Raw genomic sequence first — 14,709 nt, 5'->3', positions numbered from 1 at the left:
CTATGGCGGCCTGAATGCCGCCAACAAGCTAGTTTTGTTGACGGACTGCATGAGCGCTGTGCCTGGTTATGAAAACCAGGTTCAGCAATTCTATTCCGACTTAAACCAACACGGTGTGCGGTTAACCACTAGCGCAATGCTCACTGAGTCATACTGACGAGAAAATCTATGCAACCTATTATCAGAAGTTTATTGGAAAACGACCTTTATAAATTCCCTATGTGGCAAACCATGCTGCATAAGCACCCAGAAGCCACCGCTAGTTATGAATTCATCTGCCGCACGCCACCTGACTACCCATTAGCGCAATTAGCTTTTGATGTGCAACGCGAACTGGATTATTTATATTCGCTACGGTTTAGCGATGATGAACTGGCCTATCTAAGCCAATTGCAGTTTTTAAAACCAGACTTTATTGAGTTTTTGGCCTTGTTTCGATTTCAAGCCAAATACCTTAAGATTTTTACTGAAGGCGAGCGTTTATGTATACAAGCAACCGGCCCACAAATTCATGTCATGAATTTCGAAATGTATTGCCTCTATGTGGTTTCGGAATTGTATTTTCGCCGTTTCAATCAAGCCGACTTGCTTGCAGAAGGTCGGCAGCGTTTACAGGCCAAAATTACGCAATTGAAACAGGTTTGCGCCGCATCGACTAAAACGCATCCGTTTGAATTTTTCGATTTTGGTTTACGCCGACGCGCATTTAGCGCTTGGCATGATGAAGTCGTCGCTACCTTAAAAACCGAATTGCCTAACCATTTCAAAGGCACGTCTAACGTCTATTTAGCCAAACAACTCGGCTTAAAGCCTATAGGCACGATGGCACATGAGTATTTGCAATCTTATCAAGCCTATAGCGTTAACTTAAAAGCATTTCAACGCACTGCGTTAGAAGATTGGGTGCAAGAATTTCGCGGCGAATTAGGTATTGCATTAACCGATACCATTGGCATGGATGCATTTTTACGCGATTTCGATTTATATTTCGCCAAATTATTCGACGGCTTGCGCCATGATTCCGGCGACCCCTTTGTTTGGGGCGAAAAAGCATTGGCACATTATCAAGCGCTTAATATCAACCCTCAACATAAGCGCTTAATTTTTTCCGATGGACTCGACACCGCGAAAGCCATTGCGCTCTACCAACACTTTGCCGATAGCATTCAACTCGGTTTCGGCATAGGCACCCATTTAACCAACGATTTAGGCGCTAAGCCGTTGAATATCGTCATGAAGCTCATGCGTTGTAATGACAGCCCAGTCGCCAAGTTATCCGACGCACCCGGCAAAACCTTATGCGATGATGCGTTATTCGTCGCTTATTTACGACAACAGTTTAACCATTATGAATAATACGCTGCCTATTACCATTGCCCAAATCAACCCAACGATTGGTGACTTTACCGGCAACTTAGCACTCATAGCGCAAGCGATGTTAGACGCTCACCAGCAACAGGCGAAATTACTGGTGTTTCCCGAACTAGCATTATGCGGTTACTATCCTGGTGACTTACTCAATGAAGCTGATTTTATAGCGGCTTGCGACCACGCTTTAACATGCGTGCAAACGCAGACACAGCGCTATCCTGAGTTGACGATTATTATCGGTTTGCCTATACGCAGACACGCACCGGGTAAACCTTTATATAATGCGCTCGTTGCAATTCAACAAGGCAACATTATTGCCTGTTATCGCAAACAACTATTACCCACTTATAATATTTTCGATGAACGTCGGCATTTCGAGCCAGGCCCAAATGAAGCCGTATGTATCAAACTAGCGGGTTTTAACATCGGCGTTATGATTTGTGAGGATGCGTGGAATGACGCTTCTATCGATTACGCGATTAATCCTTTTGACAGCTTAGCAGCAGCAAAACCCGACTTTATTGTTAGCATTAATGCCAGCCCAGCTAATATAGGCAAAACGCGCCCAACGGCATCAAAATTTTTTGCCAAGCTGCACAGCGACACCAAATAGCCATGCTTTATGTGAATCAAGTCGGCGGGCAAGACAGCTTGGTATTCGATGGTGCATCATTTGCTGTAAACGCTAATGGCGTGATTGCTTATGAATGCCCAGCGTTTGAAACCGTCAACACAACGGTTTATTTTACTAACGGCAGCTTTATCGCCCAAGAACAACCTATTGCGACGCTTAGTCATGAAGACGCTATACTGAAGCATATTGTGCTAGGACTCAAAGACTACGCCAGACGTTGTGGCTTTAGCTCGGTTGTCGTCGGCTCTTCCGGCGGTATTGATTCGGCATTAACCTTAGCAATAGCTGCCGAAGCATTAGGCGCTGAACATGTCACGGCAATTACGATGCCATCGCAATTTTCTAGCACAGGCTCAATCAGTGACTCAGAGGCGTTATGCAGCGCTTTAGGCATTCGCTTATACACCCACCCCATTAGACAATTAGTCGAAAGTTATAGCCAACAGTTTGCTGACGCCTTCTCTAAGCCATTAACAGGTGTCGCGTTAGAAAATTTGCAAGCGCGCATTCGTGGTACGGTGTTAATGGCTTATTCCAACCAAACAGGCGCTTTAGTGCTAACAACCGGCAATAAAAGTGAATTAGCGGTCGGTTATTGTACGCTTTACGGTGATACCAATGGCGGATTAGGACTTATAGGCGATTTATATAAAACCGAAGTCTATCAGCTCGCACATTACCTAAACCAACGCGCTGGTCGTGAGCTTATTCCAACAGCTATTTTGACTAAAGAACCCTCTGCCGAATTAGCGCCAGACCAACGCGACACCGACAGCTTACCGCCTTATCCGGTATTAGATGAGATATTAAAAAATTTTGCTGGAAGGTGAGTTATTGACAGAAGCTGAATTTCACCATGCCAATACCTTTGTCAGCCAATACCGTCAAACACCCGAAGGCGATGCAGTTTATTGCCGAATTGCTGCGATGATTAACCGTAACGAATACAAAACGCCGACAAGCACCACCGCTTATTCGGATTCGTCCTAGAGCGTTTGGCGCTGGCAGGCAAATGCCAATTAGCGCTAACTATTAATTCGCCTCTTAACGCCCGCATAAATGTCGAACTCAGGTTATTTAACTTCGCCCTTAAACTATAGTGGTAAATCAGATTAGAATACGTCCTCCTTGTTATCGCTATCGTATTCATGAAACAACTACCCCATTTTCTTTGTATTGGCGCGCAAAAAGCCGGTACGTCTTGGTTGTTTGAGCAGTTAAGACAACATCCTGATATTTGGTTACCCCCCGTTAAAGAATTGCATTATTTTGATCATTTGTTTTGCCAATCGACACGTAGCTGGTCACGTTGGCATATCAAACAATGCATTAGTAATGTGTTGAGAAATTATGCGAATAATACGAAACAGTTGGATTTTAGCTATGTACGCTATTTAACCGACATTGCCAGTGAGCCTATGTTTTCCGAAGTTTGGTATGAAGCGATATTTCAACGACCAGGCGCGCAAGGCAAAATCATTGGCGATATTACACCTAAATATTGCGCGATTGGTCCTGAAGGCATTCGCTATGTCAAACAATTGCTAGGGCCGGTTAAACTGATTTGGATTATTCGCGACCCTGTTGCGCGTGCGTTGTCGCAGCTTAGAATGGAAACCGAAAAGCGGCGTATGAAGTCAGAAATTTCAGTCGCAGAATGGTTAGAATTAGCCGCTTCTGACGATGTGTTATGTCGGGGTGCGTATCTTGACTATATCCCACAATGGTTAGCTGAATTTGATAAAGACGCTATTTTATTTATCCCGTTTAAACATATCGCAACCCAACCTAAGCAAGTATTAACCACTGTTGAAGCGTTTATAGGCGTCAGTCATTACGAGCATTATTCCGCACCAGAGAAAAAAAGTTAATGCAACGGCTGCGTTTACGCTACCGGAACCGGTAATTGATTATTTTTCCGAGCAATTTCACACGCAATATCAATTTTTACACACATTTTTTAACACTGATTTTGTTAAAAAAACATTTAACGGTTTGTGTTGATGTCTTGGTTTAAATTGATTATCAGCGCCTATCCGCATTGGGTGAATGCCAAACGCCATGCCAAAGATTTAACTTTAGTATTGGATAATACCCAACGTATTAACACCAATGATTTATTGGCCTTTATGGTTGTGCGTAATGAAACCCTACGCTTACCGTTCTTTTTAGACTATTACCAGCGTTTAGGCATTAACCATTTTTTGTTTATTGATAATGATTCTAGCGACGGCTTAATGGACTTGCTTAAATCACGGCAAGATTGCTCGGTTTGGCATACTAAAGCCAGTTATAAAGCGGCAAAATATGGCGTGTATTGGTTAAATGAGCTACTCAGACGTTATGGCACAGGGCATTGGTGTTTAACAGTCGATGCCGATGAGTTTTTACATTACCCGTATTGCGATACGCGCTCCCTGCGTGAGTTAACCGATTTTTTAACTCAAGAAGGTAAAGATTGTTTCTTTAGTTTGATGCTAGACATGTATTCGGAAAAAAATATCGATACAGCCCATTATCATGCTGGACAAGACCCGTTATCGGTATGCGCGTGGTTTGATGGCAGCGGTTATTATCAAGACAAACGCCCTACTTACAATGAGTGGTGGATTCGTGGTGGCGTAAGGCGGCGCGTGTTTTTTGCCGATAACCCTGAGCTAGCACCGGCATTAAATAAAACCGTGTTGATTAAATGGCGCAGCTATTACGCGTATATATCGTCTACTCATATCGCTTGGCCGAAACGGTTAAACCGTCCACATTTTAGCGACACCTTAGCCCCTACCGGTTGTTTGCTACATTTTAAGTATTTATCGCTGATGCGCGAAAAAGTTGAAGAAGAAATGCAGCGCCAAGAACATTATGCAGGCTCGCGTGAATATCAACGCTATTTAGATGGCTTAAACCAGCATACGCCGCTTTGGTGTCAGGCATCGGTCAAGTTTAGCAACTGGCGACAATGCGTGGATTTAGGGTTAATGAACATCGGACGTTGGTTTTAATGCGTATTGCGTTTATTGTGCTGGCACATCAGCATCCAGACCAAGTGTTGCGCTTAGTCCGGCATTTACTCGCTGACGGCGACGAGGTCGTCTTGCATTGGGATAAAAACAATGCTGAAGATATTCGCACCCAAGCTCAGGTATCTTTATCGGGCTGTCACAGCGCTAAGCTACACTTTGCGCCACGTTATAAAATCACTTGGGGCGATTGGTCTATGGTTGCAGCAACGCTGGCTTGCTTGCAGTTAATACAACAGCAAAAGCTAACCGTTGATTATGTCGTGTTATTAAGCGGCGCCGATTATTTGCTTAAACCGATTCGCGTGTTAAAACAGTTTTTAAGCGCGCAAGGCAAAGACTTCATTGAATGCGTCAATCCTGAGCGGGAACGTTGGGTGGTGCAAGGTTTAGTGCAGGATAGATATTGGTATCATCATTGGTTTAATTGGCGACATCAACGCGGCTTATTTGAGTTTTGTTTGGCTTGGCAAAAAAAGCTGGGCTTAAAACGCCGTTTTCCGCGTGAGTTAACACCGTATTTTGGCTCGCAGTGGTGGGGCTTACGCGGATCTACGGTGACTCAGTTGTTGGTATTAATCCAAAACAAGCGCTTGTTACGCTTTTTCAAAACGACGTGGGTACCCGATGAATTATTTTTCCAAACCTTAGTAGCGTTTTGTGTGCCAAAGCATGAGCGTGTCAATCAAAGCTTAACGTTTTATCAGTTTACCGAGCAAGGCAATGCATTAACCTTTTATAACGACCATCTGGCATTTTTGCTGCAACAAGAATTCTTTTTTGTGCGCAAACTATCGCCTTATGCGCAGCAGTTACGCGCTGGCTTAGATAACCACCTAGCCACTATCGGTCAGGCGTACCGCATCATCTCAATAAACACTTAGCGAGTTTACAACATTTTATGTCCATACAATGGCGCGGCTTACCGAATAGACGCGTCATTGGCCGACAATTAGATGCCTGGTACGGCGATTTGGAATGGAATAAAACACCTTATTTCGTCATTCTGGCTTATCATGGCGTCGATTTAGAGCCTTTGCGCTTAGCATTAAACCAACACGCTGGTTTGCGTTGTTACCGGGAGCTTTATCATGGTGGTTTCATTGATTACGGCCTGCCGTTAACGCATCCGCTTTATCCAGCGGATAAACCGGCGTTACGCGATATGAAGCGACCTAATTTTTTAGTGGATGTATTGCATATTCAGCCGCAGCAATTGACGGGCTTTATTTTGCGTTTACCTTGTGGACATGAAATGGATAAGGTTGTTGTGTTCGACCCGCAAGCTAGCTTAATTTTCGTCATGCCCGAAGATCACTATTACGATGCCGAAACCCAGCAGTTAATGTGGTCAAAAGCTTTCGACAACATGATTATGTCAGATTATTTAGCCGATATTCGTAGTGCCAACAAACATGTTTTCATTATTAAAACCCAACAGCATCAGTTAGTGAATACTGACATTCAAGCGGTATTAACGCATTTACAAACACTAGGAATGAATGCGTGATGTTATTGAATCCAGACGTCCATGAAAACGTTCATTCACATCACCATGACTTTATAAAACTCAAAGCGCAAACCCGTTTAATCATGACGTTGTTAGTGCGTAACGAAGCCGACGTGGTCGAAGGTAACATACGTTTCCATTTAGATCATGGCGTTGATTTTATTATCGCGACCGATAACGGGTCTAGTGACGGCACCACTGAAATTTTACAAGACTATGTAAAGCAAGGCGTCGTGCATTTATTGCATGAGCCGAGTCGCGTCTTTCAACAAGCGGCTTGGGTAAACAACATGGGGCGCTTAGCGCTCGCACAGTTCGGCGCTGATGCGGTTTTTCATTCGGATGCTGATGAATTATGGTATCCCAACAGTGGCTCGTTAAAACACGAGCTATGTTTAAAATACGACGCCGATGTGCTATCGATTCCAATTGTTAATATGGTACTCGCAGCTAATAACGGTAGAGAGCGTTTTCCAGATGATGTTTGTTACGAAGTCGCCCAACCTATCAGTAAACCGGTGCAAACCGTGATGAAAGAAGTGAATTGGCGCTCGTTTTTACTGTACCGCTATCCAAATAAAATCATCTATAAAACACGCCAAGGCCATGTTGATGTGGTGCAAGGCAATCATGACATTCTCTTAGCCAACCATCGTAGAAATTTTGTTAAAAATATCTCGCAAGATATTGAAATACTGCATTTTCCTGTGCGTGGCTTCGAGCAATTCCAGAAGAAAATCATTAATAACGGCGAAGGCTTGGCTAATCTAAGCAAACTCACCCATACCGACCCTGTCGCCGCTTGGCATGTCAAACGCTGGTATGCACTGTACCAACAAGGTCGATTAAAAGAGGAATATCAACGTTTATTGCACTTAGATAAGTCATTAAAAACCGGTGCAGTTACAGAGCTACCTATCCATAAGCAAAAGCTACTGCAGTATTTTCAGCCTGTAAGTTGTCCGAGATAATATCTTTAGTTAGGATTAACTCCATAAAATCTTGGTACCAAGTGACGAAGTTTCTAATCCCCTCTTCTAACGTCGTATTCGGTTGATACGAAAACTCATTGACTAAATCCGATACATCGGCATAAGTATCCGGCACATCACCGGGTTGTAAAGGTAATAAATTCTTAATTGCCGTTTTACCTAAACACTGCTCTAAAGTTTCGATAAACGTTAATAAGTTAATCGGTTGATTATTACCTATATTGTAAACACGATAAGGCGCTAAACTAGAACTGGGGTCGGGATTATCGCCTGACCACGCAAGATTGGGTTGAGCGGGTTTATCTAACACGCGGATAATACCTTCGACAATGTCATCGATATAAGTAAAATCGCGCCAATGCTGGCCGCAGTTAAATACATCAATAGGCTTGCCTTCGAGAATATTACGCGTAAACAAAAACAGCGACATATCCGGTCTGCCCCAAGGCCCATACACCGTAAAAAACCGCAATCCGGTAGTCGGTAGCCGGTATAAATGACTATAACTATGCGCCATTAGCTCATTGGCTTTCTTGCTCGCAGCGTATAACGAAACTGGATGATCAACGTTATCGCGAATAGAAAACGGCATTCGTGTATTAGCACCGTATACTGAACTGGTTGACGCATAAACCAAATGCTCTATCGCATATTGGCGACAGGCTTCTAATATCGTTAAAAAGCCAACAATATTGGCTTCGATAAACACCTCAGGATGAGTCAACGAATGACGCACGCCAGCCTGAGCCGCTAAATGCATCACATGAGAAAATTTTTCTTTTTCAAACAATGTGTTAACTTCAGTTTTATCCGTCACATCTAGCTTAACAAACTTAAAATGTTTAAAACAAGTTAGCCGATTTAACCGCGCTAGTTTTAAATTTACATCGTAATAAGTATTTAAATTATCAATACCTACGACATGATCACCGCGTTCTAGCAGTTTAAGACTCAAGGCTGAGCCAATAAACCCTGCCGCACCTGTCACCAAAATATTCAAATAAAGCTCCCTAATCGAAAAAGCGTAATATACGTGCCGTGTTAATTAAGTATTATTGTTGTTTTACTTGGATTAGTTGTGCGTTTAGCTCACAATAATGCTCAACTATTAAGCACAGAAAGCCGCATAGTATAAGGATTTTCGACAAAATGTCAGTGCTGATAAACTGCCGATAGCTGCTACACAAACATCAATCACACAACACTATGACTTACCCAACCGATTTTTACGACGCCGCCCAGCAACTTATAGCCGCAGGCCGCTTTATTGATAGTAAAGCTTGGGTGCCCGCCACCAGCGGCAATTTCTCACTACGTTTAGCCGATGGCACGATTGCCATCACCGTATCCGGTAAACATAAAGGCCGTTTGCAAACGAGCGATATTATGCTAATAGATGCTGAGGGACGCTCGCTCGATGGCAAAAAGCCTTCTGCCGAAACCTTGCTGCACACCTCGCTGTATCAGCATTTTCCCGACATCCATGCCGTACTACATCCTCACCCACTGAATAGCGTATTAATCTCTAAATGCTACCAACAACGTTGCATCTTAGAAAACTATGAATTACTGAAAGCCTTTCCTGGCATTCAGACTCATGAAAGCCAGCTCATTGTGCCAATTTTCGCTAACGACCAAAATATTGCCCGTTTAGCCAATCTTGTTAACAGTTATTTAGCCAGCGTAGAAGTCTGTCACGGTTATATCATCGAGGGACATGGCTTATACGCCTGGGGACAAACACTTAATGATGCTTTACGCCACTTAGAGGCATTTGATTTTTTATTTGCTTGTGAACTACAGTTAAAAGGAATGAAACCATTATGACCGTATTAACCGTTTATAACGTTAACGAACCGAACCGCCCTAGAAGTGGCGAACGTAGCGAGATGCCGCTACTATTAAAGACCAATTAGCGACTATTGGCGTGCAATTTGAGCGCTGGCCTACTACAGATGAACTTGCCAGTGATGCCGCACCAGAAACTATTTTGGCGCAATATGATGCAGAAATTAAACGGCTAAGCGCTGATTATGGCTTTGAATCAGTCGATGTGATTAGCTTAACGCCTAATCACCCCGATAAAGCCGCGCTAAGACAAAAAGTTTTTAGCTGAGCATACTCATGACGATTTTGAGGTACGCTTTTTTATCGACGGGTGTGGTTTATTTTTTCTCCATGTAAATGAGCGTGTATATGCGTTGTTATGTGAGCGTGGCGATTTAATTAGCGTACCGGCTAATACACCACATTGGTTTGATATGGGTGACGCGCCTAATTTTAAAACCATACGCTTTTTTACCCGCGCTGATGGCTGGGTTGCGCAATTCACCGGCAGCGCGATTGCCGAAACCTTTCCTAGTTTCAACGAATATATGGCGTCATTACATGATTAAAGCAATAGTCACCGATATTGAAGGCACTACTTCGTCTTTATCGTTTGTTAAAGATATTTTATTTCCGTATGCCCGTGAGCACTTGGCTGAATTTGTCACACGCTATTGCACGTTGCCCGAAGTTAAAGCCGCATTAGTTGACGTCGAACAAATAGTAGGTAGGTCGTTAAGCCTAGAAGCCGCTATTGAACAACTCATAGACTGGTCTGACCAAGACCAAAAGCTCACCCCGTTAAAAACCATACAAGGTCTCATCTGGTATGCTGGTTATCATCAAGGCCATTTCACCGGACACCTCTATTCTGATGCTGTAGCAGGCTTAAAGCATTGGCATGAGCAAGGCTTAAAGCTCTATGTGTACTCATCAGGTTCAGTCAATGCGCAAAAATTATTGTTTAGTCATACCGAATGGGGCGATTTAACGCCTTTATTCTCTGGTTTTTTCGATACCCGTGTCGGTGCTAAACGCGAGACATGCGCTTATCAAGCTATTGCAGAGCAAATCAACTTACCCGCAGCAGACATTTTATTTTTATCCGACATTAAAGAAGAACTTGATGCGGCTAAAAGCGCAGGTTTTGCCACGTATTGGCTAAAAACGCGAAGGTGAACTCGATGCCGAACCGGCACACAAACAAGTAATAGATTTTTCTAATATCAAGCTAAATGATGCGGAGTAGAAATTGAGAGAATCGATGCTTATTTTCGCTGATAAGCATCGATAAGAATTTGTTCAGCACTCATGCCTTGCTCCGATAATGCTTGCGCGCGACTAAGTGATAAACCTAAACCGTGGCCCTCACCTATGCCAGAAAAAACCCAGCTGGCTTGATCAGGCGCTAACGTAATCGTATCAGGACAGGATGCTAGCTTTAATCGGTTTCTAAACACTTCACAACTTAAGGTTTCTTCTTGCTCCGCATAATAAAGATGAATCCAAATATCACCAGTTTTGCGGCGTTCTCGGCGTATATCTTGTATCCACGGTTCTGCTAATAACTGGGTTAGTTGCGCTTGTGGCCAATAGGTTTGCCAACGTTGCTCACCGCCTTTAGCAAAAGACAACCAATTTGTATTAGTTCTATGCGCCAGCTCGGTTAACACGTCTAATAAATGGTTATCCAGAGGTTCTATAGCTGTATGACTAGGTTGTAATGCCCCCATAAACACCATGCAATGAGTTGTATCGCATAAAGCGTTTGCCTCGCTATGTCTATGCTGGCCTTGCCTACCATTCCAAGCAATTGCTGCACGCATCGCAGCACGTGCCGAGCCGGTTAACGTCTGAGCTTCAGCACTTAAAACACCTTCGGTATAACTAAACACATCCGTGGTTAACACCAGTTGACGATTGGGCAGGTTGTCAAAGATACCTTGGAAATAACGAATACTACGACTGCCCTGCGCATTAGCATCCACTCGGTATTGACCGCATAGATTAAAGCGACTGGTTTGCGTAGTAAGTTCTGGACAACTCCCGTCGACTTGCCAGCTTTCGCGCGGCAGCAATGATAAAACATGCACACGCACATTTGCCTGTGACACTGGAAATTGACGTTGCCATTGCTTTAATTGACTCACTGCCTCAGCAAGTAGACTCGCACCTCTAACACCTGCTTGTCTAATAATAGCCAGATAAACCGGCTTAGATGCTGGCCACGCTAAGGCCATTAAACCGAATAACGGTTGCCCCGTTGCCGTGCTTACGCTACCGGTTTTTACGATGACGTGCTGTTGTCGTATAACTTGCAGCAAATCCTCGGCTTGTCCGGCCAAGGTTGAATCCGGTGTTGACCCATTTTGGCTTAAGCCTTGAAAATAATCCGGCTTTAATAGCAATGCTGCCCGCAAACTTAATGCTAATTCCGGTAAACTGGCTTGAATAGGAAACTCGCCACTGCTTAAACGCTCACCTAACCATGCGCTAGGATTATCAGTGGTCGTGTTAATCGATTGTTTGGGTAACTGTTGGTGGGCAATGGGAGAAAGCAAGGTTTGATAAAGCGTGTCGCTAAACTGTCCACGGCGTAACAATAATTTGTCAGTATCACTGGCCGCTAATTCGTTGCCTAACTCGCTGCTATTAGCGCTAGCTAATGCTGCTGCATAAGGCAATTTTAATAACGAACCCGGTGGCGTTACACTACGCCAATCACCGCCACGCGCCACTATGCGCGCGGAAGCGAGATTGATTAATACATAACCGCTAGTTAACTCGGTATTGGTCAATAATTTTTTCAACGCTGGCGGCACAGCACAAGGCTGGGTCGGCCACGCGGTATTGACCGCAATGCGTTTTAATAGCGCTATGTCCGTCTGAGTCAATTGCGCGCTTTGTTGTTGCCTGTGCTTAAACGCATTAATCTCAGCATCACTAGGCCAAGTGGCCTCAGTATGTTTAAGCTCACCACTAAAATGCATGGCAGCCATTTCTTCCGCCCAGTTGGGTAATACACCATGACAAGTTCGGAAACTCGCTTCATGAAATAATTCATGACGCAAATAAACCTCAGCGCCTAACTCGCCTTCGGGCTGACTACGCAAAAAAATACTGCCTGGACGCCAACCACCTGCATGACTCGCGCTGAAACTGCCTTCGGTTAGACTAGGAAATACCCGCACTGGCTCAGCGTCCTTAGGGATTTGGTAACCTAATGTCGCTAACTCATTTAACGCATTAAGACTGGTGTGTTGTAATTCAACGTGCTGGCTTAGCAAGCCAAATAGCAAAACAGCACTACCGACTTCATATAGACACCGACTTGGTCTTGTTCGCTTATACCACTTGCGCTTGTAAGGCTTTAATTTCATCGCGAATTTTAGCCGCTTGCTCAAATTCTAAGTTGCGCGCATGTTGGTACATAGCATCTTCTAATTGCTTTAACTTTTTGGCCTGTTGTTTAGGTGTCATAGCTTGATAGTCTGCCGCTTGTTCAGCCACTCTCAATGCTGCACCACTAGAAATCAGGCCGCTACCCGGAATCGCCACTTGCAGAATATCGGTAACCGATTTGCTCACTGTCGTCGGCGTTATTTGGTGTTTTAGATTAAATTCAGCTTGTTTTTCGCGGCGCCGCTCAGTCTCATCAATCGCGTTCTGCATGGATTGAGTCACCTTATCGGCATACAAAATCACTTTGCCCTTAGCATTACGTGCAGCCCGCCCTATGGTTTGAATTAACGATACCGTAGAACGCAAAAAACCTTCTTTATCGGCATCTAAAATAGCCACGAGCGAAACTTCGGGTATATCTAAGCCTTCGCGCAACAAGTTAATGCCGACTAACACGTCAAATTGGCCTAAGCGCAAATCGCGGATAATTTCGACCCGTTCAACCGTGTCTATGTCTGAATGCAAATAACGCACTTTAATACCGTGTTCAAATAAATACTCGGTTAAATCTTCCGACATACGTTTAGTTAGCGTCGTCACTAACACGCGTTCATGGCAGGCGACTCTAAGGTTAATTTCTGATAACAAATCATCAACTTGTGTAGTGGCTGGCTTAACTTCAATAAGCGGGTCTAGTAACCCCGTAGGTCTCACCACTTGCTCGACAAATACACTGCAATGTTGTTTTTCGTAAGGGCCAGGTGTCGCCGATACATAAATTCGCTGTGGCGATTTAGCTTCAAACTCAGCAAATGTCAGCGGCCTATTATCTAATGCGGACGGCAAACGGAAACCATATTCGACTAAAGTTTCTTTGCGCGAGCGGTCGCCTTTAAACATGGCACCGACTTGTGGAACAGTTACATGACTTTCATCGATAATCAATAAAGCATTTGCGGGTAGATAATCAAACATCGTAGGCGGGGCTTCACCTGCCGCGCGTCCCGATAAAAACCTTGAATAATTTTCTATACCCGAACAATACCCGACTTCTAAAATCATTTCTAAATCAAACAGCGTGCGTTGCTCTAGGCGTTGGGCTTCAACTAATTTATGCTGTTTGTGCAAAAACGCTAAGCGGTCTTTAAGTTCAAGCTTAATCGCTTCGACCGCCGACAACAGTAATTCGCGCGGTGTCACATAATGGTTTTTGGGATAAACAGTATAGCGAGCAATACGGCTAATCACTTCGCCCGTCAATGGGTCAAATAAGGTCAAGCGTTCGACTTCGTTATCAAACAACTCCACGCGCAACGCTTCGTTTTCTGATTCTGCCGGGAAAATATCAATCACATCGCCACGCACTCTATAGGTGGAACGGCGTAATTCCATATCATTTCGGGTGTATTGCATTTCAGCCAAGCGTCTTAAAATCGCGCGTTGGTCAATCATATCGCCTTTAACTAAATGCAACACCATCTCGAAATAGGACTTAGGCTCGCCTAAGCCATAAATCGCTGACACGGTTGCGACGACTATTGTATCCGGGCGTTCTATCAAGGCTTTAGTCGCAGACAAACGCATTTGCTCGATATGCTCGTTTAATGACGCGTCTTTATCAATAAATGTATCCGATGCCGGAACATAGGCTTCTGGCTGATAATAGTCGTAATAGGAAACAAAATATTCGACGCTGTTTTCTGGAAAAAACTCTTTCATTTCACCATATAACTGCGCTGCTAAAGTTTTATTCGGCGCTAAAATCATCGCTGGACGCTGCACACATTCTATGACATTAGCTATCGTAAACGTCTTGCCAGAACCGGTCACACCTAGCAGCGTTTGATGGACTTCGCCATCATTTAAACCTTGAACTAATTGCTGAATAGCGTTGGGTTGATCGCCTGCCGGTTGAAAACGACTATGTAAATCAAATGTTTTTTGCATATTTCT

At 43.9% G+C, this 14,709-nt stretch carries 16 protein-coding genes; 13 read left to right on the top strand and 3 right to left on the bottom strand.

The window, feature by feature from the left end:
* Nucleotides 1-168 precede the first annotated feature (168 nt).
* The 9 genes from pncB to VZ94_RS07895 all read left to right on the top strand — a co-directional run bounded on the left by pncB (nt 169) and on the right by VZ94_RS07895 (nt 7,506).
* Nucleotides 169-1,356 (top strand): nicotinate phosphoribosyltransferase, encoded by a 1,188-nt coding sequence (gene pncB, locus VZ94_RS07925; protein ID WP_045778810.1) that lies wholly within the window; start codon nt 169-171, stop codon nt 1,354-1,356.
* Nucleotides 1,349-1,984: a nitrilase-related carbon-nitrogen hydrolase gene (locus VZ94_RS28435; RefSeq protein ID WP_239649742.1), complete on the top strand. Its 636-nt coding sequence runs from the start codon at nt 1,349-1,351 to the stop codon at nt 1,982-1,984. Before pncB ends, VZ94_RS28435 begins: the two co-directional genes overlap by 8 nt.
* Before the next feature lie 2 nt (nt 1,985-1,986).
* Entirely contained in the window at nt 1,987-2,835 is an 849-nt protein-coding gene (gene nadE, locus VZ94_RS28430) for an NAD(+) synthase (RefSeq protein ID WP_239649741.1), read from the top strand.
* Nucleotides 2,836-2,839: 4 nt separating this feature from the next.
* On the top strand, nt 2,840-2,995 hold the full coding sequence (locus VZ94_RS28425) for a hypothetical protein (RefSeq protein ID WP_239649740.1): 156 nt from the start codon (nt 2,840-2,842) through the stop codon (nt 2,993-2,995).
* A 158-nt stretch (nt 2,996-3,153) separates the two neighbouring features.
* On the top strand, nt 3,154-3,876 hold the full coding sequence (locus VZ94_RS07915) for a sulfotransferase (RefSeq protein ID WP_045778809.1): 723 nt from the start codon (nt 3,154-3,156) through the stop codon (nt 3,874-3,876).
* 132 nt (nt 3,877-4,008) lie between these two features.
* A complete protein-coding gene (locus VZ94_RS07910) occupies nt 4,009-5,007 on the top strand; it encodes a glycosyltransferase family 2 protein (RefSeq protein WP_082081458.1) in 999 nt (332 codons plus the stop codon).
* Nucleotides 5,007-5,909 carry a beta-1,6-N-acetylglucosaminyltransferase gene (locus VZ94_RS07905; protein WP_052700315.1) on the top strand — a complete coding sequence of 301 codons (903 nt, stop codon included), beginning with the start codon at nt 5,007-5,009 and terminating at the stop codon, nt 5,907-5,909. Before VZ94_RS07910 ends, VZ94_RS07905 begins: the two co-directional genes overlap by 1 nt.
* Nucleotides 5,910-5,926: 17 nt before the next feature.
* On the top strand, nt 5,927-6,535 hold the full coding sequence (locus VZ94_RS07900) for a hypothetical protein (protein WP_045778808.1): 609 nt from the start codon (nt 5,927-5,929) through the stop codon (nt 6,533-6,535).
* On the top strand, nt 6,532-7,506 hold the full coding sequence (locus tag VZ94_RS07895; RefSeq protein ID WP_131655502.1) for a glycosyltransferase family 2 protein: 975 nt from the start codon (nt 6,532-6,534) through the stop codon (nt 7,504-7,506). The genes VZ94_RS07900 and VZ94_RS07895 overlap by 4 nt, the downstream gene beginning before the upstream one ends.
* Here VZ94_RS07895 and VZ94_RS07890 read toward each other — a convergent pair.
* Complete coding sequence (locus VZ94_RS07890) at nt 7,451-8,527, bottom strand: NAD-dependent epimerase (RefSeq protein WP_045778806.1); 1,077 nt, start codon at nt 8,525-8,527, stop codon at nt 7,451-7,453. The genes VZ94_RS07895 and VZ94_RS07890 overlap by 56 nt on opposite strands.
* Before the next feature lie 206 nt (nt 8,528-8,733).
* On the opposite strand from VZ94_RS07890, the gene VZ94_RS07885 reads away from it, so the two are divergent.
* The 4 genes from VZ94_RS07885 (at nt 8,734) to mtnC (ending at nt 10,533) form a co-directional block, all read left to right on the top strand.
* Nucleotides 8,734-9,354: a methylthioribulose 1-phosphate dehydratase gene (locus VZ94_RS07885; protein WP_052700314.1), complete on the top strand. Its 621-nt coding sequence runs from the start codon at nt 8,734-8,736 to the stop codon at nt 9,352-9,354.
* A gap of 100 nt (nt 9,355-9,454) precedes the next feature.
* Complete coding sequence (locus tag VZ94_RS28420) at nt 9,455-9,643, top strand: hypothetical protein (RefSeq protein ID WP_239649739.1); 189 nt, start codon at nt 9,455-9,457, stop codon at nt 9,641-9,643.
* Between the two features lie 34 nt (nt 9,644-9,677).
* Nucleotides 9,678-9,923: a hypothetical protein gene (locus VZ94_RS28415; protein WP_239649743.1), complete on the top strand. Its 246-nt coding sequence runs from the start codon at nt 9,678-9,680 to the stop codon at nt 9,921-9,923.
* Complete coding sequence (gene mtnC, locus VZ94_RS07875) at nt 9,916-10,533, top strand: acireductone synthase (RefSeq protein WP_045778804.1); 618 nt, start codon at nt 9,916-9,918, stop codon at nt 10,531-10,533. Before VZ94_RS28415 ends, mtnC begins: the two co-directional genes overlap by 8 nt.
* An 89-nt stretch (nt 10,534-10,622) precedes the next feature.
* Here mtnC and VZ94_RS07870 read toward each other — a convergent pair whose 3' ends face one another.
* Both VZ94_RS07870 and uvrB read right to left on the bottom strand, forming a co-directional pair.
* Nucleotides 10,623-12,734: a hypothetical protein gene (locus tag VZ94_RS07870; protein WP_045778803.1), complete on the bottom strand. Its 2,112-nt coding sequence runs from the start codon at nt 12,732-12,734 to the stop codon at nt 10,623-10,625.
* Nucleotides 12,700-14,703, bottom strand: coding sequence for an excinuclease ABC subunit UvrB (gene uvrB / locus VZ94_RS07865; protein ID WP_045778802.1), 2,004 nt, complete (start codon nt 14,701-14,703; stop codon nt 12,700-12,702). The genes VZ94_RS07870 and uvrB overlap by 35 nt, the downstream gene beginning before the upstream one ends.
* Nucleotides 14,704-14,709: the final 6 nt, after the last annotated feature.

It is taken from the genome of Methylocucumis oryzae (assembly GCF_000963695.1).
GTDB lineage: Bacteria > Pseudomonadota > Gammaproteobacteria > Methylococcales > Methylomonadaceae > Methylovulum > Methylovulum oryzae.
The sequence above is the reverse complement of the archived record's forward strand: the minus strand, read 5'-3'. Positions and strand labels throughout refer to the sequence as shown.

Bases quoted from the DNA above. Each gene is read 5' to 3' on its own strand.
- pncB (WP_045778810.1), top strand. From the start codon at position 169: ATGCAACCTATTATCAGAAGTTTATTGGAAAACGACCTTTATAAATTC.
- VZ94_RS28435 (WP_239649742.1), top strand. From the start codon at position 1,349: ATGAATAATACGCTGCCTATTACCATTGCCCAAATCAACCCAACGATT.
- nadE (WP_239649741.1), top strand. From the start codon at position 1,987: ATGCTTTATGTGAATCAAGTCGGCGGGCAAGACAGCTTGGTATTCGAT.
- VZ94_RS07915 (WP_045778809.1), top strand. From the start codon at position 3,154: ATGAAACAACTACCCCATTTTCTTTGTATTGGCGCGCAAAAAGCCGGT.
- VZ94_RS07910 (WP_082081458.1), top strand. From the start codon at position 4,009: ATGTCTTGGTTTAAATTGATTATCAGCGCCTATCCGCATTGGGTGAAT.
- VZ94_RS07905 (WP_052700315.1), top strand. From the start codon at position 5,007: ATGCGTATTGCGTTTATTGTGCTGGCACATCAGCATCCAGACCAAGTG.
- VZ94_RS07900 (WP_045778808.1), top strand. From the start codon at position 5,927: ATGTCCATACAATGGCGCGGCTTACCGAATAGACGCGTCATTGGCCGA.
- VZ94_RS07885 (WP_052700314.1), top strand. From the start codon at position 8,734: ATGACTTACCCAACCGATTTTTACGACGCCGCCCAGCAACTTATAGCC.
- mtnC (WP_045778804.1), top strand. From the start codon at position 9,916: ATGATTAAAGCAATAGTCACCGATATTGAAGGCACTACTTCGTCTTTA.
- VZ94_RS07870 (WP_045778803.1), bottom strand. From the start codon at position 12,734: ATGAAATTAAAGCCTTACAAGCGCAAGTGGTATAAGCGAACAAGACCA.
- uvrB (WP_045778802.1), bottom strand. From the start codon at position 14,703: ATGCAAAAAACATTTGATTTACATAGTCGTTTTCAACCGGCAGGCGAT.